Raw genomic sequence first — 22,274 nt, 5'->3', positions numbered from 1 at the left:
TCGATATTATGCGTCTATACCGCCTAAACATAAGTACTTCATTTCAATATACTCTTCGATGCCATGACGCGACCCTTCTCGGCCTAAGCCCGAAGACTTCATGCCTCCGAAAGGTGCCGCGACATTCGATAAAATACCTTCGTTAATACCCACCATGCCGTATTCCAAACCTTCAGACACTCGCCATACTCGGCCAATATCACGCGCGTAAAAATACGCCGCCAACCCAAAATCCGTATCGTTAGCAATGGCAATGGCTTCTGCTTCGGTTTTGAATTTAATGATCGGCGCAACAGGACCGAATATTTCCTGAGACGCAATAGGCATATCATTAGAGACATCGGTTAAAATGGTTGGTGTATAAAATGAACCGCCACGCTCATGCGGCTGGCCGCCAACGCGTACCTTTGCACCCTGTGCTACCGACTCTTCGATGCGCTTATGAATATTTTGTAGTGCCTTTTCGTGAATTAAGGGCCCAATGGTGGTGCCATCTTCCAAGCCATGCCCTACTTTTAATTCGGCCACCGCGGCTTGAAATTTCTCAACAAATGCATCGTGAATGCTTTCCTGCACTAAAATTCTATTTGCGCAAACGCAGGTTTGACCGGCATTTCTGTATTTTGATGCCATTGCACCTTTAACGGCGGCATCTAAGTCGGCATCATCAAAAACAATAAAGGGCGCGTTACCCCCCAGCTCCATTGACACTTTTTTAACCGTACTGGCCGATTGCGCGATGAGTTGCTTGCCTACAGCGGTAGAGCCGGTAAAAGAGAATTTTGCTACATCGGGGTGTTGCGTAAACACTTCGCCAATGCCTTTGGCATCGGTACCTACGATCACATTGAACACGCCCGCAGGAATGCCAGCTTGCTCAGCCAATTTTGCCAGCGCCGTAGCCGACAGCGGCGTTAATTCAGAGGGGCGAATGATAAATGTACACCCAGCGGCTAAGGCCGGAGCGGCCTTACGGGTTATCATTGAGCTTGGAAAATTCCATGGCGTAATGGATGCAACGACACCAACCGGTTGTTTGATAACCATTAAACGTTTATCACCAGAAGGCGCTGGAATGGTTTCTCCGTAAATGCGCTTTCCTTCTTCGGCAAACCACTCTACAAAGGAAGCACCATAGGCCACTTCGCCTTTGGCTTCGGCTAAAGGTTTGCCTTGCTCTAACGTCATGATGACACCCAGATCGTGCTGGTGTTCCATCATGAGGTTAAACCACTTACGCAAAATTGAGGCACGCTCTCCGGCCGATTTTGCACGCCAAGCCGGCAATGCTTTTTTAGCGGCGGCGATGGCTTGCTCGGCAAGTTGAGCATCTGCGTCGGACACTTTTGCAATTTCTTCGCCCGTAGCGGGGTTGGTCACACTGAATTTAGGACCGGCTTGAACCCATTGGCCATCTACAAATGAACCTAATCCCAGTAAATTCGAGTTAATCGTCACAGTAAAGCTCCTCTTTCGGATATGTGCAGATTGCTGCACCTATTGAAAAGTAAAAAATACTTCTGGTAAATATAAAACATTCAAACTATTGTTTGATGTAATTAAAACATTATGTCGACAGACCTATGGCTTCCAAACACGCGCTCATTCCGCGCCCTGTCTCTGAATACGATTTAAGGCTGCTGCGTATTTTTAAAGTTGTTGTTGATTGCGGTGGTTTCGCTGCAGCCGAACCGGTTCTTAATATAACGCGTTCAACCATCAGTGTGCACATGTCTAATTTAGAAACTCGGATGAATGTTAAATTGGCCAGCCGTGGTCGCGGTGGGTTTTCGTTAACCGAGGAAGGCAAAGCCGTTTACGAAGCCTCTTTAGTGATGTTTAGGGCGTTAAACGATTTTGCTTTGCAAGTGCAAAACTTAGACAACGAGCTAAACGGCGAAATTTCAATTTTATGTTCCGATCAAGTTGCACTATCGAACCAATTACGATTAGCCGACGTGATCGCTCAAATGCAAGAACGTGCGCCCAATGTACAACCGGCAATAAATGCCGACACCATTCCCAATATTGAACAAGCCATTTTAAACGCCGAAGCAGATATCGGTATTATTCCAGAATACCGCCATATAGACGGTTTAAGTTATCAACAATGCTACACCGAACCCTATTATTTGTGCATTGGCAAACAGCACCCTTTGTTTGAAAAAGAAGATCAACACATCAGCGACGATGAGGTTTACAACTGCCAAACTGTTCACCCTGGTGTTGATGTTAACCTGAGCGGTTTAAAGCAGTTTGAAAAAATGAATTTGGCCGCGCGCGCTTATCAGTTTGAAACCCGCACCCCACTCATTTTATCGGGAAAGTATTTGGGCTTTTTCCCATTGAGCTTTATTCAAACTTTTATAGACCGCGGTGATATACGCCTACTACAACCCGAACGCCGCTTTTACAGCGTTGACCATGTACTGGTGACACGAAATACAGGCCGCACGGATCAAAAAGTTAACCTATTTTTAGACGCCTTTGCAACGGCTCAGGCGTCTTCACTCTAAGTTACAATGCATCCCGACCATGCGGTTCGGTGAAATCTAACATTGGCCCAACAGGGATGATACGAGTTGGGTTTATCATATCGTGGCTCGCGTAGTAATGTTCTTTGATATTGGGAATACTTACCGTTGCGGCCACGCCTTCCACTTGGTACAACTCTTTCAAGTAACCCCAAATATTTGGGTAATCGACAATGCGGCGAATATTGCACTTAAAATGCCCAACGTAAACGGCATCAAAGCGTACTAAGGTGGTAAACAAGCGCCAATCGGCTTCAGTAATGCTCGGCCCGGTTAAATACCGCTGCTTACTCAGTATGTTTTCCACAGAATCGAGCGCTTCAAACAGTTCCGTTACGGCTTCTTCATAGGCTTCTGGTGTTGTCGCAAAGCCAGCGCGATACACGCCATTGTTAATATTGGGGTACACAAATTCGTTAACCGCATCAATGTTTGAGCGCAGTGCTTTGGGGTAAAAGTCACCCTCTTTGGCTCCTAAATCATCAAAGGCACTGTTAAACATGCGAATAATTTCTGACGACTCATTGCTGACGATGGTGTTGTGTTTTTTATCCCATAACACCGGTACAGTTACACGGCCGGTGTAATCTGGCTTCGCTAAGGTATAAATTTCATGTAAGCGCTGCTTGTGGTTTATAAAATCTGCCACCACCTCATTGCCAGCATTAAAGGTCCACCCTTCATCGGCCATATAAGCATTGACCACCGATACCGAAATGAAATCTTCTAGCCCCTTTAACGATCTAATAATTAAGGTTCGATGCGCCCAAGGGCAAGCCAACGAAACATAAAGGTGATATCGATCTTTCTCGGCTTTAAAACCAGCGTCACCGGTTGGCCCTGCCGAACCATCTTTGGTCACCCAGTGACGAAAGCTTGAGTCTTTGCGTTTAAATCGGCCGTTGGTGGCTTTGGTATCGTACCAGTCTGTGTGCCATTGGCCTTCTACTAATAAACCCATTCCATTCTCCTAATTATAAAAACTGGCCGTTTTGGTAATCGGCAAATGCTTGCAACACTTCGGCTTTAGTATTCATTACAAAAGGCCCACCACGAGCTACGGGTTCATTCAAAGGTGCGCCTGAAATAAATAGAAACCGGCTGTTACTTTGCGCTTTAATTCGTACGGTATCTCCGGCACTTAAAACCGCCAGCATGCCTTCTTCGATCATCTGTTCTGAGCCTTCTAACTGGCCTTGTCCTGCCACCATATAAATGAAAGCGTTATCGGTGTGCTGCAACCTTTGCTCAAAAACATCACCTGCCACCAGCTGCACATCCATATAATTGGGTCGTACAAATTCATTGATCACTGGGCCAGTGGTGCCATTGTTCGTAGTGCCTGAAATCACTCGGATACTCGAGCCACTTTCGTGTTGCTCTACGGCTACTTGCTCGGGCGGAAACTCTTGGTAACTGGGCGACACCATTTTGGCGTGGCTTGGTAAATTGACCCAAAGCTGAAAGCCCTTCATCAACCCTTCTACTTGCTCGGGCATTTCAGAGTGCTCTATTCCTCGCCCGGCGGTCATCCACTGCACACCTCCGGGAGTAATAACGCCTTCATTGCCGGCACTGTCTTTGTGGCGCATGTTACCTGCTAACAAATAAGTTACCGTTTCAAAGCCGCGGTGTGGGTGTGTAGGAAACCCGCCGATGTAATCTTGCGGCTGATCGGATTCAAACACATCGAGCAATAAAAACGGGTCCAACATATCTAAGGTTGGCGTACCGATTATGCGCGTGAGTTTGACACCGTCACCATCGGTAGCGGGCAAGCCTCGGCTGAGGGTTCGAATGTTCCGATAGGTTGGCGGAGTGTGTTGTGATTGCGACATGGCAACCTCCTTACGATTCGTAGTGTTTGTTTCAATTCCCCCATGCTACCGTTTGCCACTAGCCAGAAAAACAGCAATAATTGCAAATTATAATTCTCTAAATAAGAACAATAAAAAGTTGTTCGTAAAAGGGTTGAACCATGGGGCAATTAGAAGACATTCAGACTTTTGTGAGAGTGGTAGAAGCCGGAGGCATTGGCCGCGCCGCTGAGCAGCTCGGCATTGCTAAATCGGCCGTTAGCCGACGTTTAAATGCCTTAGAAGATCGACTCAGCCGAAGGTTGATTAACCGTACTACACGTACTTCTAGCCTAACAGAGGCGGGTTCAGACTATTATAGACAAGCACTTAAGTTGCTTGATCAAGTCAATGAGATGAATGCCAGCTCCACCAACGATGCAACAAATTTAAACGGTACCTTACGCCTAGCGGCGCCGCTTACCTTTGGAATCATGCACCTTAGCCCAGCTATTGAACAATTTATGGCGCAGCACCCTGATCTTAAAATTCATATCGATTTTTCAGACCGTCAGGTAGACATCATCGAAGAAGGGTTCGATTTAGCCTTACGCATTGCCAATTTAAAAGACTCGAGCACACAAGCACGTAAGCTGTTTCAATCAAATCATGCTCTGTTAGCCAGCCCGAGTTATATTGAATCTCGTGGTAAGCCTGCGCAACCAGATGATTTGCACCAGCATGATTTTATTCATTATGGTACGGGGAATACAGCGCACGTAACACTGCTCGATTCCGCCACACAGCAACATCGCTTAAATTTACATTCCAAACTGTCAGCCAATAATGGCGATTTCTTAATGCAGTTAGCCATTGCAGGGCATGGTATTGTCGCGCTGCCCAATTTTATGGCGTGGCAAGCCGTAGAGCAGGGTAAATTAGTTAAATTGCTACCCGAATTCACTATTCCCAGTGTTAATGCTTATTGCGTGTACCCAAAGAACAAGTTTCTGCCACTTAGAGCCCGTGCCTTAATCGACTTTTTAGCACAACACTTCCAAACAACACCCCATTGGGATGCTTAAAGCGTCAACTTTCTGCGAATAGCGGCGTATAAAGCATACTCACCCTATTTTTGGACGATAAATAGACGTTTTGTTGGCAGAATTTTGAGCTATATATTAATCTAGCGCACTAAATCGATCGTTTTGGTGATGTTGAATTAACCTTCTGACTACTTCTCTACATCTATCCAGCAACGTTTTCTCATTAATAAAATTATAATTTTGCCGTTTAAAAGGAAGACTCTGCATGAAAAATCTTAAATTTTGGGTTCCCATCTTGGCTGCTTTGGTGCTGTTTTCGTGCAGCAAGCCTGGAGGGAGTGCAGGCAATGGTGCACCGGTCATTAATTGGATATTGGCTGATGCCATAGAATACCACCCTTCCTATTTGCTGGCCGTTGGTGAAACCCAAAATTACTCCATAAGCCGAATGGTAACGTTAGATGTGGATGACCCTGAAGGTCATGATGATATCGTCGATATTCGCTTCACTAACACGTTAGGTGATGTCTATATCTTGAAATCCGAGGACAACATTAACTACATTCAAGAAAGCACCCAGCGCTATGAAACTAGTAATGCTGTTTCCGAAACCAATTTGCATAGAATTGAGCTTAAAGGCTGGACCATGACTGTGACCGACAGTGCTGGCAATGTCGCCACTAAGTCTTTTGATTTTGTTCTACCAAACTTAGAAACGCCTGATGTGAATGAAACATTTTTGTATTCTTCGCGGTATGACGGTTCCGACAAGGCAAATGGTGTCAGTACATTAGTGACGCCCACTTTAACAGACGACAAAAACACAAAATCAAGTACTGCAATAAGTATTGAATATACACCACAAGACGAACGCACTCGCGTTTATCAATTATTCTTTTTTAACACTGAAGACAAGGCCATAGCGTGGATTCCAGAAGATAAGACTACGGCATTGAGTGATAATGTCGGCACAACAGAGACTTATGTTGTTGCTAAGGAATCCATTCTTTTTTCCGATGGGTATGATTATGCCGATATTAAAAAGTTTTCTTGGATATCTTTGGACGATATGGAAGGTACCAGCGCCATTGTGAACGGAGCTTCAAATTGGTGGCGTCATAAAACCTACGGCGAAGTTAAGGTTTTAACAGATAACTAAAGCTCTTCTCCCACAGGTTAGCAATGCCAATGCAACGCTAACCTTTTTATTGATTTTTTAATAAGCGAAAACAGTTGAATAGCAGATTTCAGCTAATCCATCTTAGACGCCCAAATCGCCAATCGGTGGCGCATGGATTGCTGCGAAATTTGGTCATTCGGCAACGGTAGAATAACTTTATCGTGCACGAGTAACCTATAAATATACTCAATTTTGTCGGCCGCTGAATCCGTCGGTTCAAACTCCACCACCCCACGGCTTTCACCGTATTTCACGCCTTCGGCGATGGCTTTTTTTACGAGCTCCTTTTCATTCTTTAGTTTCTTCATACTTAAGCTCCAAGGTACACTTTGGTCATCCAATCTTGGCTTTCGAACGTAAAACCATTCACAACACATTAGCACTCTATTAGGGAAGATATGAAATTTAAATCTCTCTCAGTGGCTTTTTTAGCACTGATTCTAGGCTTGCAAGCCCAAGCCAACGAAGGGTGGTCTGTTGGGTTGGGGCTGGTAACTTCAGACAACTACCCAGATCAGGCTCAATCTTCTGGCTTCTTCCCCGCGGCAAGTATCGGTTCAAAGACAGCGATGGTTATTCCCGATCTCAAATACCAGTGGTCTCAATGGGCATTAGGAACATCGGGTCTTAGCTGGCAATCTAAATCTGATGCGCCAATTATGACGCGAGTTCAACTAGGCTTTCCACAAAGCAGTTTGAGTGTCAGCGGCCAACAAGGTTGGTTTCGATATGGGGTTTACGCAGGCGCAGAATTTACCAACGGCACTCGTGCTAATGTAGGCGCAACCGTGGGTCCACTTAGCTTGGAACACCATAAAGGCTTTTCTTCAAGTTCCGATGCCTATATGAATGTTGTGGCATTGGGCGCACCTGTGTTCCTTGGTGATAAAATTCCGTTAGCCGTGATCGGTAAAATAAGTGTACGCAACAGCAGTGCCGCCTTTAAAAGCGACCGTTTAAAACTCAACACGCCCTTAACCGAGGGTATTTATACCGATATAGATGTTAACTTCTTCGCCATTAGCCCAGTCAGCGACAATTTAACCTTCATTAACTCAGTAACATTTAGAAAGGCCGATCGTTCACAACAAACTCAAGTGGATGGTTTGAAGGAACTTCATGTCAACGTTTTTTCATTAGTCAGCTACTCGTTTTAAAGGGGCTTAATGCTGTGCATGTTGTTTCCGCGCGCTTCGTGGCACAATAACCGCACAAAAAGGAGCCTTGTAATGTTGGACCGCTTTACCATTCACTTTAACCCCTTTAATGGCGCAGAAGTGACCATTGAACAACTCAGTATTGGCTTGAGCGACATTGAAACTCTGCTCGATGATTTACGCCGCCAAAACAAAGCACTGGTTTGGGTAACACTGCCCATAGCGCATGCGCATCTAGTACCGTTATTAACGCGAGCCGGTTTTGTTTTTCATCTATGCACCGAACAAGCGCTGACCTTAATTTGCCGATTACAACCCAATGCTTACGCTCCTTTTTCACCCACTCATACGGCTGGCGTTGGGACACTAGTGCAGCGTGAAAATGGCGATGTTCTTTTAGTGAGAGAGCGTATTATGAATGGCGTGGGCTTAAAATTGCCGGGCGGTTATATTGATATGGGTGAGCAAGTTTTACACGCAGCCGAACGCGAAGTATTTGAGGAAACCGGAATACAAGCCACCTTTACTGATATTGTCGGGTTCGTAACAAAGTACCCACACCAGTATGAAAAAGGCAATTTTTTTATTGTGTGTCGTTTAAAGCCCTCTACTTTCGAGATAAATGTTCAAGACACCGATGAGATCGATTTTGCTTGCTGGGTAAACCCGGAGACCTTCATTAATGATGAAACCAGTAGCCGTTTTCACCGTCACATTGTGGCTCACTGCTTAAACACGCTTGGATTGAAAACGGCCGATTATGAATTCGAGCCCTACCCACCCGGCGACAAAGAAATGTTTTTGCTGTAATTAAGGTTTACATGCATTACATCAGTAAACTGGCATCTATCTCTCTGTAACGGCTGGCCTCTTTAATTAGGGCATTAGCCGTGAGTGCTTTCACACCATACACCACTACTTCACATCCGTGCTTTTCACGAATAGTTTTTGCCAGAATGTCGAAATCTCCGTCACCAGAAACCAGAATAATTTCATCGCAATGAGGGGCTTGCTCTAAGGCTTCTACTGCAATACCCACATCCCAATCCCCTTTAGATGATCCATCGGCTCGTTGAATATATGGTTTTAGACGAACATCAAATCCAATGGCTCGGAGTATATTTTGAAACTGCTTTTGCTTTTCATCACCTCGGTCTATGGCAAAAGCGCTGGCATTCACCAAAGTACGATTTTCTAAAGCCTCAGCCCAAAAAGCGTTGTAGTTAAAGTTTTTCTGAAACGCTTGCCGCGTGGTGTAATACACATTTTGTACATCCACTATGATGGAGGTCGTTTTCATTTTTACACCAAGTTTGCTAAGAATTATAGGAAGGCTTAATTTAACCATACCAATTATTTTTTAATAAAAATAGTCGATTAGTTTTCTTGTTGCGTCGGGTAGCTTCTATTCCTACCCTTATTTTTGGCCTGATAAAGCCGTTTATCGGCGAGTTCTATCAACTCTTGCAAGGTCGCTTCTCTTTCGCTCATTTCTGCAATGCCAACACTGATGGTTTGTTGTATGCGATGTTCTGAATCACCGAACAACTTGCATTCGAAGGCTTTTCGAATGCGCTCGGCGGTTTCATAGGCGGACCTAAAGTCGGTATGTGGCAGAATCACCGTAAACTCTTCACCACCGTATCGGGCTAAAAAGTCTGAGTCTCTTAGTTCAGTAGCAATGGTTTGCGCCGCTTGAATAAGCACAATGTCGCCAAAGCTGTGGCCGTAAGTGTCGTTTACAGGTTTAAAGCCATCGAGATCGATCATTAACATACTGAGGGTCTGACCATAACGTAATGCCATGTTGAGTTCACGCTCGCCGACCCGCTCTAATGAGCGCCGATTATGAACACCCGTCAGTGTGTCTGTCCGGGTTTCAACTTGTAACTCTATGGTGCGTGCCATAATTTGAGCTTCGAGTTCGGTTTTGGATACTGTTAACTCGTTTAAATTTTTGGCCATGCTATTTATTTGCCGAGCGATATCGGTTAGCTCATCATTTTGTTCTAAATTAATGGCCGTTTTTAAATCACCATCGCGAATGTTGGCTAACCCATCTAATACTTTTGCCACCGCTCGTTTAAACCGATTAGCAAAGTTAATGTGGCTATAAATGACAAAGGCAATCGACACCACAATGAGCAATGCCAAGGTCATGCCCCAAAGCTGAATGATGCCCAATTGCTCTACCCACAGCTCATCGCTGAGCGTAGTGGCATCATTTTGTGCCGATATATAGGCGTTAGATAACCTTGCTTTTAAATGGCTAACGACAGCGGCACTGCCATTCATATTTGGTATCGACTTAAAGCTCGAACTGATCTGATTCAGCAGGGCTTCATTGCTCTCGATTATCCGACATATGCTGTCGATATGCAGACGTACCCCTGAAGAGTGGCTGCTTAAATCCGATAGCGCTTTTTTTGCTCGCTCACTGAGTAGCCGTTGTGTATTAAGCAATTCTTCATCGCGTATTTCTAGGTAAAGGTCTGCATTCACCGTTAATTCACTTAACAACACGTTAACCTGATGCATGGTTTTTTGTTTTTGCTTTAGTGATAAAAATAAATAATTACTCGCGACCAAGTACCCCAACACGAGTAGCAAAGAAACGAGAGATAAAACGCTAAGAATTTTAAGTCTAACCGCTAACTTCATAGGTTCTCACAATACGCCAATGAGTCCTCAATTGTTGGCGGGTCCATACTCATGGTTTTACGACTAATTTGAGAGGCATCGACTGATAGGCTATGGCGAGCCGCCGAAACTTTTTTCAGCCAACGAGCGTTTTCTTGAGCATTCAACAGTAACTGCCGACCAATATTTAATTTAAATTGATTGTTTGGCCAATCCCACGCCATGAATTCATCGTCTAAGAAAAGCTGATTCATGATCATTCTTTTGGCGGTCTCTGGATTTTGAGCAATGAAGTGAGTTGCTATATTAATCGCATGTATCATTCGCTCATCTGAGTTGGGTTTCGCGTCCAATATGGATGATCGAGACACCATTTGAAAGCTCAGCTTATACAAACCTTTTGTATCAACTACTTTGGTATTAGCGGGGTTATTCGCTACAATTTTATAGACATATGGCTCCCAAATAACGGCCTTATTCAGCAAGCCTTGTTGCCACTGGTTCATCATCTCTTCTGGCGTAAGAGGCACTAGCTCAATATTGGAAATGGGTGGCGACAACGCTAAATACATGCGCATTAAATACTCTGACGCGGTATCGGGGTAATAACCTATTCGATACGTTGCCCCTAAATTGGCTGAGGTATTTTCTAGAACTTTTGTATCGTGATCCGATGAAGAAAAACTGGCAATAAGGGAAATATCTTTGTGCTCCATAGCCTTGAAAGCCACCAGCGTATCTGAAGAGGTTGCAAAGTCTGCTTTATCATTAACTAAGGCATTGAAGCTGCGCAGGCCGCCTGCGTATTCTATAATGGAAACGTCTAGGCCACATTGCTCAAAGATCCCTTGTTCATGGGCAATATACACCGGGCTTGATAACGGCGTTTTAGACACCGCTATGCGGATAGGGATAGCTTCAGATTTGTTCGAATCGCAGGCGACAAAAAACAAACAGGCCATCACAACAATTAGGATAGTTTTGTAACAAGCAGACATCTACAAACCCACAGAGAGTATTCAAACTAAGCGTAGACCTGACTTGTCAAAAAGAAAGGTTCTAACAGCGTTATATTCTCATGTTTCAGGTTTTTTTCGGATATAAAAGTTAAAATTGTTCTAACTTTGTGATCTAGTCCTATTTATGGTTCGCTTGATGCCACTATCGAGTTCCGTTTTTGGCTAGGTTTCAATACGAGTTAACACTACACTGAGGGTCTGATTAAAACAGAGTACTCATTATGTTAACGCCAAACCAGTGCGAAGCGGCCAGAAAATCAAGGGATGTACGTTACGATGGCTCCTTCGTTGTGGCGGTAAAGTCTACGGGCATCTTTTGTCGGCCAATATGCCCAGCCAATTTACCTAAAGAAGAAAATGTAGAGTATTTCCAGCACAGCAGCCAAGCGCTTCAGGCTCGGTATCGCCCTTGTTTACGATGCCGCCCAGAAAGTGCGCCGGGCTCTTGGGCTTGGAAAGGTGTAGAAACAACCTTTCAGCGTGCTTTACAGCTCATTGAAGAGGGTGCGCTTAGCGAAGGAAGCTTGGTGGCACTTGCCGAACGTTTAGGCATCAGCGACCGATACTTACGTAAATTATTTCAACAATATTTAGGCTTATCTCCTAAAGCTTACAGTCAATATCAACAACTCATGCTAGCCAAACAGTTGTTGCATGGCAGCCAACTGAGTATTCAAGACATTGCTTTTAGCAGCGGCTTTAGTAGCGTTCGGCGATTTAACGATGCTTTTAAACAACACCTTCAGCTCACGCCTAGTGACATTCGAAGAAAAAAAACCGGCAACAATATTATTTGTCTAGACCTGCCGGTTAGAGGAAGTCTAAATTTTTCTCACTTACTGGCTTTTTATAAGCGCCGTGACATGGCTGGCATTGAGTTTGTTGATGAAACGAGCTATCAACGAAGCTTTAATATTCAAGGTGCCAGTGGCGTGTACCGTTTATCGCAGCACGACACCCATCCAAGATTGATAAAGTTTGAAGTAAGCATTGATCACTTTGCGGGGCTGCAAAAACTGATCAGTCATGTTCGACGCCAATTTGATCTTGATGCCGATACTGACGCCATCGAACAGCATTTACAACAATTTGGTCTGCCTATCCAAAAAGGCATCAGAATACCGGGTATCGGCAACCCGTTTGAAGCGGGCGTGAGAGCAATTCTTGGGCAACAAGTCTCTGTCAAAGCCGCCATTTCAAATTTAAATGCCGTAACCGAGAAGTACCGTATTAAACTGAACATGGTGCACCCCAATTTTGCTCAAACGCCTTACTTATTTCCAACACCCGATGTCTTGGCTCAAGCAGACTTCTCGTTTCTAAAAATGCCTGAAAGCCGAAAAGCAACGTTACTAAGATTCAGCGAATATGTGGCCGAACACGGTGTTGATCAGATTGACGATTGGTTATCGATTAAGGGTATTGGTCCTTGGACTGTCGGTTACGTAAAACTGCGAGGCATTAACAACCCAGATTGTTTTCTAGAGACCGATTTGGTTATAAAAAACTCAATCGCAAAACTTGAATGCATACCCACAGCGAAGCAACTCTCACCCTGGGGCAGTTATGCAACATTCCAATTATGGCAACAACAAAGTGATTAATAGGTAATTATAAGATGCAACTTTTTCATTGTTTTATGAACTCACCTTTGGGTGAAATTACACTGCTTGCCAATGACCAGGGTTTAGCGGGAGCCTGGTTTGAAACACACACCACGAAAGCGAATTCGTTGGGTGAATTCAGTTCCACTCACCCAGTGTTGTCGGAAACCGTTGCTCAACTTGAAGGCTATTTTAACGGCACTCTTACTCAGTTTAATTTACCGTTGGCGGCTAATGGCACAGCCTTTCAACAATCGGTTTGGCATGCGCTCACTGAAATCCCTTTCGGTCGGTCCGCAAGCTATGCCGAACTCGCCACCCTGATCCAAAACCCAAAGGCGGTTCGAGCGGTTGGGGCGGCAAACGGTAAAAATCCAATCTCCATTATCGTTCCATGCCACCGAGTGATAGGCTCAAACGGTACACTGACTGGTTATGCTGGCGGGTTAGAGCGCAAGCTTTGGTTGTTAAAACACGAAGGTTGCTTGTTGGATATTTAAGTGAGCGACCTAATGCCTTGAGTGATGCCCTCGACAGTTAGGGGATACATTTTCTTATCCATAAGCTTATCGACAATACCAATGCTTTGTACGTAATTCCATTGAGATTCCGGTGTCGGGTTTAACCAAATGGCTTTGTCAAAATGCTCAAATAACTGCTTAAAATAGTAGCTACCTGGACGTTCATTCATGAAATCGATACTGCCAAACGGCGAGACAATTTCATAGGGTGACATTGCTGCATCACCGACAATGATAAGCTTATAGTCTTTTCCGTAGGTACGTAAAACATCAACTAAAGACGTTAGGTGTTGGCGATGCAACTTGTTGTCTTGCCACAAATGGTCGTAGATAAAATTATGGAAGTAATAATGTTTAAGGTGCTTAAACTCACTTTGGCACGCTGAAAATAATTCTTCACTTTCTTTGACGTGGAAATCCATAGAGCCGCCAACATCCAATAACAGTAAAACTTTGACCGCATTGTGCCGCTCTGGTCTCATTTTTACGTCGAGGAGGCCGGCATTTTTGGCGGTCGAACGGATAGTATCGTCTAAGTCGAGCTCTACTGAGCTGCCTGTTCGAGCAAAGTTTCGCAACGCCCTTAGGGCTACTTTAATATTTCGGGTGCCCAACTCTATGTCACTGTCTAAGTTTTTATATTGCCGTTGCTCCCAAACCTTAACCGCCCTTTTATGCTTAGACGGCCCGCCAATTCGAACGCCTTCAGGGTTATAGCCGGAATGCCCGAAAGGACTGGTTCCGCCGGTGCCGATCCATTTAGAACCGCCCTCATGACGCTCTTTTTGTTCCTTTAAGCGTTCGTTGAGCACTTCAATGAGTTTTTCGAGACCGCCCATCGCTTCTATTGCGGCTTTTTCCTCTTCACTGAAGTGGTTTAACGTTGGGTTATTGAGCCAATCTTCAGGTAAGTCAAAATCAAAGGGGTCTGGCAACGCCCTAACCCCTTCAAAGAATCGACCAAAGGCTTGGTCAAATTTATCGTATAGACTCTCATCTTTCACCAAACAGGTGCGCGCTAACTGATAAAAGCCGTCGACCGTATTGATCTTTTCACACACTTGCAGTGCGGCAATAAGATCAAGCCACTCAGTCGTTGTTACCTTTAGTCCGCTGTGTTTCATGTGCAGTAAAAACTGAACCAACATGCTTAACTTTCCCGACGAGACATAAAGGCTAACCGCTCTAAAAGTTGCACATCTTGTTCATTTTTAAGCAAAGCGCCAAACAAGGGTGGCAATGCTGAAGAAAAAGTGCCTGTTTTAATTTCTTCAGCGCTCAGCTCATCGCTAATCAATAACTTTAACCAGTCGATTAATTCTGACGTTGATGGACGCTTTTTTAAACCTGGCACATTGCGAATATCAAAAAATATCTCCAACGCCCGTTTAACTAGCATGCCTTGAGCATGCGGGTAATGCACATCAACAATGCTTTTTAGGGTTTGGGCGTCTGGGAAATTAATGTAGTGAAAAAAGCAGCGGCGCAAGAAAGCATCGGGCAGCTCTTTTTCATTGTTGGATGTAATAATGATAATCGGTCGATGAATGGCTTTTATTGTCTCGCCGGTTTCATAAACATGGAACTCCATACGATCTAATTCAACTAACAAATCATTTGGGAATTCAATGTCGGCCTTGTCTACTTCATCAATTAACAACACCGTCCGCTTTTCACTGGCAAATGCTTGCCAGATTTTACCTTTGCGAATGTAATTTCTAACATCATCTACCCCTTCGACACCGAGCTGACTGTCTCGTAGTCGTGTCACAGCATCGTATTCGTACAAGCCCTGCTGCGCTTTGGTTGTCGATTTTACGTGCCATTGAATTAATTCAAGACCTAAGGATTTCGCCACTTCTTCTGCTAATAGGGTTTTACCCGTTCCTGGCTCTCCCTTAATAAGAAGCGGACGCTCCAATGCTACAGCAGCGTTAACAGCTGCACTAAGTTCAGATGAGGCGATATATTTTTCGGTACTTTCAAAACTCATAAGAGTGCCTTTTAATCAAAAACGGTAACGGTTTGACGGCTCAGAGCAATCATTTGTCCATTTGGGGCACAAATGGTGGCTTCGGTATGCGCATACCCTTCGCCTGCTTGGCGAGTTTTACACTCGTAAGCAAGCCAGTCGTCATTTGCAATTTCTGGGTGAGGGTGGGTGAACTCTACATTCCAGCTTAATGTGCTTGCCGGAGCGGGCCACTTTAACATTTGCAATACAGTCGGCGGCCAAACGTCTAACAGCGCGATGATATGCGCATCAGTGAGCACAGAGGGCGCTGTACTCAGTCGCATCCATCCTCGATAGTAAGGGTTAGATTTGCCTGTGAAGGGGTAACCGCCTTCGTCTATCTTTAAATCGATATAACGCTGAAACTTCGGCGTAACTTTCGGAATCTGAGGGATCCAGTTTGGTTTTAACGGCGGCTCAGAAAGCACTGCAACTTCGGGTTGAAACTTCGCTTTAGATTCACGATCGGTTCCAAATGCAGCCATAGCCTGCACTGCGACTCTATCGCGTTGCAGCAACCGAGCCTGCATTTGAGTCACGTTTTTACCATCGCGTAAGTGCTCAACTTCAACCAAAAAGGGCTCGTCTAAATTTAATGGACCAATAAACTGGGTCGTTTGTGCTCTTAAATGCCGAGAATCGGCCAACTCGTGTGCCATTGCACTGTTTAATAATGCTGCACTGAGCCCGCCAAAAACCGTACGGCCTTGGCCCCAAGAAGCCGGTACAGACATAGTTTGGCCATGTTTGGCTTGCTGCAATAATGAATCAAGTGTGGTCATAAAGTTCTGCTGATGATTAAAGTACAGCAACTCTAATCACCCTCAGTGCTTTTGCCAAGTACTGTTAACTTTTGCTCAAGAGTAAGGCTTATTTCCTTGAGACTTTAAAAGCCGACCGCTGCTGCTGATTTACCATGGGCGTTAGCCATCAACAATTCTGTTTTTACAGGGTGCTCTGGATCGAATTCGGCCATTGAATATGAAAATTCAAGGGGAATCTTTAATTTGGCATCTTTGTTATAAGCATCTAGGCGTGCTTGTAATTTTTTAATCATAAACAGCACTTGCTCGCACCGAGCGTTAATGAGTAATGCCGCAAATTCATCTTGATCTAGACGTCCGACTACATCCGACTGACGAAACATTCGCTTTAAGTGTTCTGCAAATGTTTTAACATTTTTTTCTGTATTTACGGATCTTGGTTCAGATATGTTCGCCACGGCATCGTGTAATTTAAAAACAATCATCACTGCTGGGTTATGATTACGATGGCATCCTTTTAAACTTTGTTCCGCTATCGAATAAAAGCCTTGGTTCATAACCATGTTGGTGGATCGATCGAGCGTTGCAAGACTTGAAAACGACAATTCATTTTCAAACATTTCAGCTAAGTCTTTCAGTATCGATTGTTCGTGTGCATTGAGGGTTCGCGGCTCGGTATCGGAAAGTGTTAATGCACCAACGCGCTGACCTGTACTGGTTTGAATTGGACAGGTAGCAAAAAACCGAATTTTAGGCTGGCTGACAACCTGCGGGTTTCCTGAAAAGCGATCATCTTTTAGCGTATCAGGGACATAAAATATTTCATGTTTATGCAGTGCATAGGCTGCGAAAGAATGCTCCTTTGGAATGGTAGAATGAAACCCACCAGAGACTGAAACCATTTGTTGATCACGCTGCCTAATTAAAGAAAAATCGGCCATTTTAACGGCAAACATTCTTTTGGCGATTCGCGTGATTCTATCCAGCCTTTCCTGAACTTCTAGGTTTCCAAGTTTTAGAGCATGTACAGCATCAAGTCTCATTTGCTCCTTCTGATTATCGGGGTTGATTTGCACGAGGTTGGCCATAACCTGCTCCTTTTTCATGATGCGATAGCAGAGCATTATAGTCGGTGAAACCAGCTGCAAAGGGGAGGTTACATTTAATTTCAAAAGTAACGCTGTTCTATTTCATTGAACGCTGTTTTGAGCCAACCATAACTCGGCTGTGGCTAAGGCATCGCTGAGGGCATGGTGCTGCCGATAAACGGGAAGACCGTATCGTGCGCGGCAGGCGTTCAAGCTCAGCTGAGATTGGCTTTCTAATAGTTGTGCTTTATGGCGCTTTTGCTCTTGAATGAGCGTATCGACAATGGGCACCTTTGGCAGTGAAATATTGAGTCTTTGGCTGGCCATAGTTAGAAATTTTAGATCAATGGGTGCATGATGAAATACCCAAGCGTCGGCCAACAGTCGAGTACTGAGATCAGACAACCAAGCCGAAATTTCAATGCCATTTTGTTCTCGTTGTTCATCGGTAATCATGTGTATGTGGGCTGAATTTGTCACGTCATCGGCCAGCAAGGTGGTGGGCAAAAAGTAGTAATGCTCCGCACTGGCAACTTCAATTTGACCATTACGCACCAAAACCGTACCTGCACTGATAATACTGTCTTCTTCTGGGTTTAGCCCGGTAAGTTCTAAATCGCAGACTAAATAGGTTGAAGTTAGAAACGGCACTTGTTTTTTGAAAAACACGTTAGAGCCCACCCGCTCTTAAGTAGGTTAGTGCTAATGATTTTTGCGCGCCTTCAATCGCTTTAAATGCGTTTTTCAAATGCGCTTTTCGTAACGGGGTTAAATCTTGTGGGTTTATAAAATTAGAGCCTTGTTCGCCACGGGTGATTTTTTCTACTTGGCTTTCTAGCTTGAGATCATTCAGCAACAGCCAAGCCTCTATTAAGCTCGATTTAATTGAACTCGACAACACAGCATGGCCTAGGGTATTTAATCTTTCTATGGTTCCTGCTTCGGTACATTGCTCAGACAAAGCAACGATACGCGCAATATCATTGATCAGTGCAATGCCTTGATGTTTTATATCTAACTCATGCTCATGCTCGCCACTGTCTTTAACAATAAATGATCTAAAAAAGCCTAACGGGGGTCTGGTGCGCAACGCATTTTTGGTCAGATGCATTAAAAATAAATCGGCTTTGACTAACCGAGGATTTAAAACCGCATGAATATCCATAAGCCATTGCCTTTGCCCATGAATCACCCGCATATCAAAAAAGATACTGGCATTGAGCAAAGCATCAGGGCTGGGTGTTTCGATCCATTGGTTGAAATTATGAATCCACTGCTCTTTGGTTTTTCGCCAACGCGGATTTGATGCCATAATATTACCAGGGCATAACGGGTAACCAAATTGCGCCAATATCTGGCATACCCGTTCGCAAAATACAGAGAAGTATTCGGATTCGGCTTCGTTTGGTTCACGCTCGAGTATAAGGCCATTATCTTGATCTGAGGTAAAAGATTGCTCTTTACGGGCTTGCGAACCAAATGCCAACCAAGCAAACTCCATGGGTGGATCGCCCAGCTCTGATTGCGCTATAGAAATAGCTTTACGTACAACTGCATCGCCTATCACCGCTAATGCTTCACCTATTTCATGAGGGGAGACATTAATTTGGATCCAATGACTCAACAGTCCAATCACCTTTGATTGCAATTGTTCGGCCTGTTCTAAACCCACCGATCTTTGTATACGGTCTACTAAGTGCACCATGCTCACACTGTGGGAGCGCACAATATCGGTAGCTGTAATTACACCAATCAATTGGCTATTTTTTATGACCGGTAAATGATGAACGCCCATTTGGCTCATCATCAATTGTGCTTCAAGGGTGGCGGCATCGTAATTTATTGTCACGGGTGCGGTTGTTGCTACGGTACTGACTGGCAATTCGATATCTAAACCATTGGCGACAACTCGGTTGCGGATATCACGATCGGTCACAATGCCGGTTAAGGAGTTGTTATCGACGATCACGATACAACTGACCTTTTTGTCGCGCATTAATCGGGCCGCTTGTTGAATGGAATCGCGGCTTTTGCAAGCCACCAAGGCTTGTTCGATCAACGACTCAACCGTTTGTGTCACTTGCAAATTAACAGGGGACTCATAATACTCATGCAATCCAAAATTTGACCGGTAGCTCGCTAATTTTTTAAAAAAGTAGGCAACCTTTTTTTCACGCTTTAACAACGCTTCGAAAGATTCGTGGGATATTTGATAAACGAGGGAATCTTCAATGGCGTAGACCTGATGATTTGGGTTATTGTCATTTAAAAAAGAGGATACGCCAAAGAATTCTCCCTCCCCTAATCGGTCTACCAGCTTCTTATGTTCATCTACAATTTCAAATGCACCGGAACGCACTAAGTAAACATTATTTTCTATAGGAATAGGTTTGGTATTTCTTTTAGGAAAGTAAGCGATGGTTAATTGCTTGGCTAAAGCTAGCTGTGATGCTTCAGTTAAAGCCGATATTGGCAGAGTCTGAGCAAGAAAATCGGTAATGTCTTTTAAGTCGTCTGCGTTAGCGGTCATCGAAACACCTTTAAATCTTTGCCATAGAAGATGGTGGTTTAATCTAGATGAATTATGTTAGAACTAAAACAAAAAAAGCGCGAAGCTATTAAACTGCGCGCTTTTGTTTTTAGTTAGCGTGAGGGTTAATGCGCCGTCGCACTGCCCGAGCCTTTTGGATAACGAATACTCTCTACCACGTCTTGAACTTCTTCTGGTGCATTGCCAGTTACTTTATGAACCGTGAATGCAACGATGAAGTTTAGGATCATGCCTAGGGTACCAATGCCTTCTGGTGAAATTCCGAACCACCAGTTATCAGCAATGTTGGCCGCTGGGTTTACGAACTTAAAGTAGATGATATAAGCCGCAGTGAATGTGATACCGACGATCATTCCGCTGAGCGCACCTTCTTTGTTCATGGTCTTGTGGAAAATACCTAAGATTATGGCCGGGAAGAAACTGGATGCGGCTAGGCCGAAGGCAAAGGCGACTACCTGTGCAACAAAACCTGGTGGGTTGATGCCTAGGTAACCCGCTACCATCACCGCGGCGGCTGCGCTCAACCTGGCAAAGAGCAGTTCCTGCTTTTCGGTTATGTTTGGCATCAAGTTCCGTTTCAGTAAATCATGGGAGATCGAGGTTGATATCACCAGTAACAAGCCAGCCGCTGTTGATAACGCAGCAGCTAAGCCACCGGCTGCAACTAGGGCGATCACCCAATTTGGCAATTCAGCAATTTCAGGGTTAGCCAGTACCATGATGTCGCGGTCAATTTTCATTTCATTCCGCTCATCTGCGGCATAAAACATGCGACCATCATTGTTTTTGTCTTCCCAGCTGATTAAGCCTGTGGTTTCCCAACTGTTGATCCAGCTTGGCGCTTCCGAATAAAGCGCTCCCGCTCCGTCGGCACCGTTGATGGTATTAATCATATTCACTCGAGCGAATACAGCGACCGCAGGTGCCGTTGTGTATAAAATCGCGATGAAGATCAATGCCCAACCCGCTGAACGACGAGCACCTGCTACCGAAGGTACCGTAAAGAAGCGAACAATAACGTGTGGTAAGCCTGCCGTACCCACCATTAGTGCGGCCGTGATGAAGAACACATCTATCATCGGCTTGGTGCCTTCTGTGTATTCTGCAAACCCTAGCTCAGTTGATAAACCATCGAGTTTATCCAACAAATAAACGCCACCTTCTGCGACTTCACCACCAAACCCAAACTGTGGAATTGGATTGCCCGTCATCAACAACGAGATGAATATGGCGGGTACCATGAAAGCAAAAATAAGTACGCAGTACTGCGCAACCTGGGTGTAGGTAATGCCTTTCATGCCACCTAATACAGCGTAGAAAAATACGATGATCATACCAATGACAACACCGGTATTCACTGGTACTTCTAAGAAGCGAGAAAATACCACCCCTACGCCGCGCATCTGACCGGCAACGTATGTGAATGATATGAAGATGGCACAGACAACAGCAATGGTTCTTGCCGTTTGGCTATAGTAACGATCGCCGATAAAATCTGGGACGGTAAACTTGCCAAATTTGCGCAAGTAAGGCGCTAAGCATAACGCGAGTAACACGTAGCCACCTGTCCAACCCATGAGATAAACCGAGCCATCGTAACCGGCAAATGAAATGATACCGGCCATAGATATCCAAGACGCGGCTGACATCCAATCGGCCGCTGTCGCCATGCCATTAGCGACGGGCGGAATGCCTCCACCGGCAACGTAGAAGTCGGATGTTGATCCGGCACGTGCCCAAATGGCAATACCGATATACAACGCGAAAGATGCGCCAACTAATAAGTAAGTGAGTGTTTGTACATCCATTCTATTACTCCTCGTCTTCTTGAACGTTATATTTACGATCAAGCGCATTCATCTTTTTCACATAGACGAAGATTAATACGATAAATGTATAAATTGACCCTTGCTGTGCAAACCAGAAACCCAGTTTGAAGCCAAAGAAGCGGATTTCGTTCAGTACGTCTACCAGCAAAATGCCAGCGCCGTATGAGACTGCAAACCATACTACGAGTAAAGTCAGCATCAGTTTTACGTTTTCTCGCCAATACTGTTTGGCGTGTTCTTTTGATTCAAAGCTCATCGCGTCCCCTCCGATATTGTTTTTGTGATGGAGATAAGCACTCTAAAGCTATCAATTGAAACGTTTGGTGGCTGTTCGACTTTGGTCGATACTAGACTAAAGGATAATAAGGGATTTAGCTTTGTGGCTGGATCGCACCGCACCCCCTCTTGTGATTCTCGGTGGCTGCGAGTGCATCCATGCACGCTAAACTTCGCCATCCATGGCTCAGATTTCCGAGCATCACAAGAGGGGGTACGGTGCTTAGTCTGGTGATGGAAGCGGTTTTTAGTTTT

General features: G+C 44.7%; 25 protein-coding genes. 9 read left to right on the top strand and 16 right to left on the bottom strand.

Annotation, left to right across the window (positions count from 1 at the left end; genetic code table 11):
* Positions 1-6: 6 nt before the first annotated feature.
* The gene (locus tag QWZ13_RS02810) at positions 7-1,458 is read right to left on the bottom strand and encodes an NAD-dependent succinate-semialdehyde dehydrogenase (protein ID WP_290280442.1); all 1,452 of its coding nucleotides are present in this window, start codon (positions 1,456-1,458) and stop codon (positions 7-9) included.
* Between the two features lie 125 nt (positions 1,459-1,583).
* Between QWZ13_RS02810 and QWZ13_RS02805 the strand changes: the two genes are divergently transcribed.
* Positions 1,584-2,516 carry a LysR family transcriptional regulator gene (locus QWZ13_RS02805; protein ID WP_290280441.1) on the top strand — a complete coding sequence of 311 codons (933 nt, stop codon included), beginning with the start codon at positions 1,584-1,586 and terminating at the stop codon, positions 2,514-2,516.
* A 1-nt stretch (position 2,517) separates the two neighbouring features.
* Here QWZ13_RS02805 and QWZ13_RS02800 read toward each other — a convergent pair whose 3' ends face one another.
* Both QWZ13_RS02800 and QWZ13_RS02795 read right to left on the bottom strand, forming a co-directional pair.
* Entirely contained in the window at positions 2,518-3,495 is a 978-nt protein-coding gene (locus tag QWZ13_RS02800) for a glutathione S-transferase family protein (RefSeq protein ID WP_290280440.1), read from the bottom strand.
* A 13-nt stretch (positions 3,496-3,508) separates the two neighbouring features.
* Positions 3,509-4,372, bottom strand: a complete 864-nt coding sequence (locus tag QWZ13_RS02795; protein WP_290280439.1) for a pirin family protein — start codon at positions 4,370-4,372, stop codon at positions 3,509-3,511.
* On the opposite strand from QWZ13_RS02795, the gene QWZ13_RS02790 reads away from it, so the two are divergent.
* Together QWZ13_RS02790 and QWZ13_RS02785 are read left to right on the top strand one after the other, a co-directional pair.
* Positions 4,353-4,583, top strand: a complete 231-nt coding sequence (locus tag QWZ13_RS02790; RefSeq protein WP_290280438.1) for a hypothetical protein — start codon at positions 4,353-4,355, stop codon at positions 4,581-4,583. The two genes, QWZ13_RS02795 and QWZ13_RS02790, sit on opposite strands and share 20 nt — an antisense overlap.
* Complete coding sequence (locus tag QWZ13_RS02785) at positions 4,513-5,415, top strand: LysR family transcriptional regulator (RefSeq protein WP_290280437.1); 903 nt, start codon at positions 4,513-4,515, stop codon at positions 5,413-5,415. The genes QWZ13_RS02790 and QWZ13_RS02785 overlap by 71 nt, the downstream gene beginning before the upstream one ends.
* A 96-nt stretch (positions 5,416-5,511) precedes the next feature.
* On the opposite strand, the gene QWZ13_RS02780 is transcribed toward QWZ13_RS02785, so the two are convergent.
* Complete coding sequence (locus QWZ13_RS02780) at positions 5,512-5,643, bottom strand: hypothetical protein (protein ID WP_290280436.1); 132 nt, start codon at positions 5,641-5,643, stop codon at positions 5,512-5,514.
* Here QWZ13_RS02780 and QWZ13_RS02775 point away from each other — a divergent pair.
* Positions 5,642-6,535 (top strand): hypothetical protein, encoded by an 894-nt coding sequence (locus QWZ13_RS02775; protein WP_290280435.1) that lies wholly within the window; start codon positions 5,642-5,644, stop codon positions 6,533-6,535. The two genes, QWZ13_RS02780 and QWZ13_RS02775, sit on opposite strands and share 2 nt — an antisense overlap.
* 92 nt (positions 6,536-6,627) lie before the next feature.
* Here QWZ13_RS02775 and QWZ13_RS02770 read toward each other — a convergent pair whose 3' ends face one another.
* Positions 6,628-6,933, bottom strand: a complete 306-nt coding sequence (locus QWZ13_RS02770) for a DUF5062 family protein (protein WP_435406693.1) — start codon at positions 6,931-6,933, stop codon at positions 6,628-6,630.
* Positions 6,934-6,954: 21 nt separating this feature from the next.
* Between QWZ13_RS02770 and QWZ13_RS02765 the strand changes: the two genes are divergently transcribed.
* Together QWZ13_RS02765 and QWZ13_RS02760 are read left to right on the top strand one after the other, a co-directional pair.
* Complete coding sequence (locus QWZ13_RS02765; protein ID WP_290280434.1) at positions 6,955-7,713, top strand: hypothetical protein; 759 nt, start codon at positions 6,955-6,957, stop codon at positions 7,711-7,713.
* A 9-nt stretch (positions 7,714-7,722) separates the two neighbouring features.
* Positions 7,723-8,523: an NUDIX hydrolase gene (locus tag QWZ13_RS02760; protein ID WP_290280433.1), complete on the top strand. Its 801-nt coding sequence runs from the start codon at positions 7,723-7,725 to the stop codon at positions 8,521-8,523.
* Positions 8,524-8,539: 16 nt separating this feature from the next.
* Here QWZ13_RS02760 and QWZ13_RS02755 read toward each other — a convergent pair whose 3' ends face one another.
* The 3 genes from QWZ13_RS02755 to QWZ13_RS02745 are packed head-to-tail and all read right to left on the bottom strand — an operon-like array spanning position 8,540 to position 11,351.
* Entirely contained in the window at positions 8,540-9,061 is a 522-nt protein-coding gene (locus QWZ13_RS02755) for an NYN domain-containing protein (RefSeq protein WP_435406692.1), read from the bottom strand.
* A gap of 29 nt (positions 9,062-9,090) precedes the next feature.
* The gene (locus tag QWZ13_RS02750) at positions 9,091-10,374 is read right to left on the bottom strand and encodes a diguanylate cyclase (RefSeq protein WP_290280432.1); all 1,284 of its coding nucleotides are present in this window, start codon (positions 10,372-10,374) and stop codon (positions 9,091-9,093) included.
* Positions 10,371-11,351 (bottom strand): ABC transporter substrate-binding protein, encoded by a 981-nt coding sequence (locus QWZ13_RS02745; protein WP_290280431.1) that lies wholly within the window; start codon positions 11,349-11,351, stop codon positions 10,371-10,373. The genes QWZ13_RS02750 and QWZ13_RS02745 overlap by 4 nt, the downstream gene beginning before the upstream one ends.
* 242 nt (positions 11,352-11,593) lie before the next feature.
* Between QWZ13_RS02745 and QWZ13_RS02740 the strand changes: the two genes are divergently transcribed.
* Together QWZ13_RS02740 and QWZ13_RS02735 are read left to right on the top strand one after the other, a co-directional pair.
* Positions 11,594-12,976, top strand: a complete 1,383-nt coding sequence (locus QWZ13_RS02740; protein WP_290280430.1) for a DNA-3-methyladenine glycosylase 2 family protein — start codon at positions 11,594-11,596, stop codon at positions 12,974-12,976.
* Between the two features lie 14 nt (positions 12,977-12,990).
* Positions 12,991-13,476 carry a methylated-DNA--[protein]-cysteine S-methyltransferase gene (locus tag QWZ13_RS02735; protein ID WP_290280429.1) on the top strand — a complete coding sequence of 162 codons (486 nt, stop codon included), beginning with the start codon at positions 12,991-12,993 and terminating at the stop codon, positions 13,474-13,476.
* On the opposite strand, the gene QWZ13_RS02730 is transcribed toward QWZ13_RS02735, so the two are convergent.
* The 8 genes from QWZ13_RS02730 to QWZ13_RS02695 form a co-directional block, all read right to left on the bottom strand.
* Complete coding sequence (locus tag QWZ13_RS02730) at positions 13,473-14,645, bottom strand: vWA domain-containing protein (protein WP_290280428.1); 1,173 nt, start codon at positions 14,643-14,645, stop codon at positions 13,473-13,475. The genes QWZ13_RS02735 and QWZ13_RS02730 overlap by 4 nt on opposite strands.
* Before the next feature lie 2 nt (positions 14,646-14,647).
* Positions 14,648-15,490: an AAA family ATPase gene (locus QWZ13_RS02725; protein WP_290280427.1), complete on the bottom strand. Its 843-nt coding sequence runs from the start codon at positions 15,488-15,490 to the stop codon at positions 14,648-14,650.
* 11 nt (positions 15,491-15,501) lie between these two features.
* A complete protein-coding gene (locus tag QWZ13_RS02720; protein WP_290280426.1) occupies positions 15,502-16,323 on the bottom strand; it encodes an acyl-CoA thioesterase in 822 nt (273 codons plus the stop codon).
* A 74-nt stretch (positions 16,324-16,397) separates the two neighbouring features.
* Positions 16,398-17,447, bottom strand: coding sequence for a diguanylate cyclase domain-containing protein (locus QWZ13_RS02715; protein ID WP_290280425.1), 1,050 nt, complete (start codon positions 17,445-17,447; stop codon positions 16,398-16,400).
* A gap of 18 nt (positions 17,448-17,465) precedes the next feature.
* On the bottom strand, positions 17,466-18,014 hold the full coding sequence (locus tag QWZ13_RS02710) for a 3'-5' exonuclease (protein ID WP_290280424.1): 549 nt from the start codon (positions 18,012-18,014) through the stop codon (positions 17,466-17,468).
* 19 nt (positions 18,015-18,033) lie between these two features.
* Positions 18,034-19,893: a DUF294 nucleotidyltransferase-like domain-containing protein gene (locus QWZ13_RS02705; RefSeq protein WP_290280423.1), complete on the bottom strand. Its 1,860-nt coding sequence runs from the start codon at positions 19,891-19,893 to the stop codon at positions 18,034-18,036.
* A gap of 125 nt (positions 19,894-20,018) precedes the next feature.
* Complete coding sequence (locus QWZ13_RS02700; RefSeq protein ID WP_290283253.1) at positions 20,019-21,722, bottom strand: sodium:solute symporter family protein; 1,704 nt, start codon at positions 21,720-21,722, stop codon at positions 20,019-20,021.
* A 4-nt stretch (positions 21,723-21,726) separates the two neighbouring features.
* The gene (locus QWZ13_RS02695) at positions 21,727-21,999 is read right to left on the bottom strand and encodes a DUF4212 domain-containing protein (protein WP_216000997.1); all 273 of its coding nucleotides are present in this window, start codon (positions 21,997-21,999) and stop codon (positions 21,727-21,729) included.
* Positions 22,000-22,026: 27 nt separating this feature from the next.
* Here QWZ13_RS02695 and QWZ13_RS02690 point away from each other — a divergent pair, with 27 nt between their 5' ends.
* Positions 22,027-22,254: a hypothetical protein gene (locus QWZ13_RS02690; protein WP_290280422.1), complete on the top strand. Its 228-nt coding sequence runs from the start codon at positions 22,027-22,029 to the stop codon at positions 22,252-22,254.
* Positions 22,255-22,274 lie beyond the last annotated feature (20 nt).

It is taken from the genome of Reinekea marina, from assembly GCF_030409715.1.
Classification (GTDB): Bacteria; Pseudomonadota; Gammaproteobacteria; order Pseudomonadales; family Natronospirillaceae; genus Reinekea; species Reinekea marina.
This window is presented reverse-complemented; position numbering and strand designations above follow the sequence as displayed.

Excerpts from the sequence above, each read along its gene's own strand:
- QWZ13_RS02695 (WP_216000997.1), bottom strand. The coding sequence starts at position 21,999 with ATGAGCTTTGAATCAAAAGAACACGCCAAACAGTATTGGCGAGAAAAC.
- QWZ13_RS02690 (WP_290280422.1), top strand. The coding sequence starts at position 22,027 with ATGGAGATAAGCACTCTAAAGCTATCAATTGAAACGTTTGGTGGCTGT.
- QWZ13_RS02785 (WP_290280437.1), top strand. The coding sequence starts at position 4,513 with ATGGGGCAATTAGAAGACATTCAGACTTTTGTGAGAGTGGTAGAAGCC.
- QWZ13_RS02780 (WP_290280436.1), bottom strand. The coding sequence starts at position 5,643 with ATGCAGAGTCTTCCTTTTAAACGGCAAAATTATAATTTTATTAATGAG.
- QWZ13_RS02800 (WP_290280440.1), bottom strand. The coding sequence starts at position 3,495 with ATGGGTTTATTAGTAGAAGGCCAATGGCACACAGACTGGTACGATACC.
- QWZ13_RS02730 (WP_290280428.1), bottom strand. The coding sequence starts at position 14,645 with ATGTTGGTTCAGTTTTTACTGCACATGAAACACAGCGGACTAAAGGTA.
- QWZ13_RS02760 (WP_290280433.1), top strand. The coding sequence starts at position 7,723 with ATGCTGTGCATGTTGTTTCCGCGCGCTTCGTGGCACAATAACCGCACA.
- QWZ13_RS02770 (WP_435406693.1), bottom strand. The coding sequence starts at position 6,933 with ATGTGTTGTGAATGGTTTTACGTTCGAAAGCCAAGATTGGATGACCAA.
- QWZ13_RS02700 (WP_290283253.1), bottom strand. The coding sequence starts at position 21,722 with ATGGATGTACAAACACTCACTTACTTATTAGTTGGCGCATCTTTCGCG.
- QWZ13_RS02775 (WP_290280435.1), top strand. The coding sequence starts at position 5,642 with ATGAAAAATCTTAAATTTTGGGTTCCCATCTTGGCTGCTTTGGTGCTG.
- QWZ13_RS02750 (WP_290280432.1), bottom strand. The coding sequence starts at position 10,374 with ATGAAGTTAGCGGTTAGACTTAAAATTCTTAGCGTTTTATCTCTCGTT.
- QWZ13_RS02740 (WP_290280430.1), top strand. The coding sequence starts at position 11,594 with ATGTTAACGCCAAACCAGTGCGAAGCGGCCAGAAAATCAAGGGATGTA.
- QWZ13_RS02725 (WP_290280427.1), bottom strand. The coding sequence starts at position 15,490 with ATGAGTTTTGAAAGTACCGAAAAATATATCGCCTCATCTGAACTTAGT.
- QWZ13_RS02745 (WP_290280431.1), bottom strand. The coding sequence starts at position 11,351 with ATGTCTGCTTGTTACAAAACTATCCTAATTGTTGTGATGGCCTGTTTG.
- QWZ13_RS02735 (WP_290280429.1), top strand. The coding sequence starts at position 12,991 with ATGCAACTTTTTCATTGTTTTATGAACTCACCTTTGGGTGAAATTACA.
- QWZ13_RS02705 (WP_290280423.1), bottom strand. The coding sequence starts at position 19,893 with ATGACCGCTAACGCAGACGACTTAAAAGACATTACCGATTTTCTTGCT.
- QWZ13_RS02795 (WP_290280439.1), bottom strand. The coding sequence starts at position 4,372 with ATGTCGCAATCACAACACACTCCGCCAACCTATCGGAACATTCGAACC.
- QWZ13_RS02755 (WP_435406692.1), bottom strand. The coding sequence starts at position 9,061 with ATGGTTAAATTAAGCCTTCCTATAATTCTTAGCAAACTTGGTGTAAAA.
- QWZ13_RS02805 (WP_290280441.1), top strand. The coding sequence starts at position 1,584 with ATGGCTTCCAAACACGCGCTCATTCCGCGCCCTGTCTCTGAATACGAT.
- QWZ13_RS02765 (WP_290280434.1), top strand. The coding sequence starts at position 6,955 with ATGAAATTTAAATCTCTCTCAGTGGCTTTTTTAGCACTGATTCTAGGC.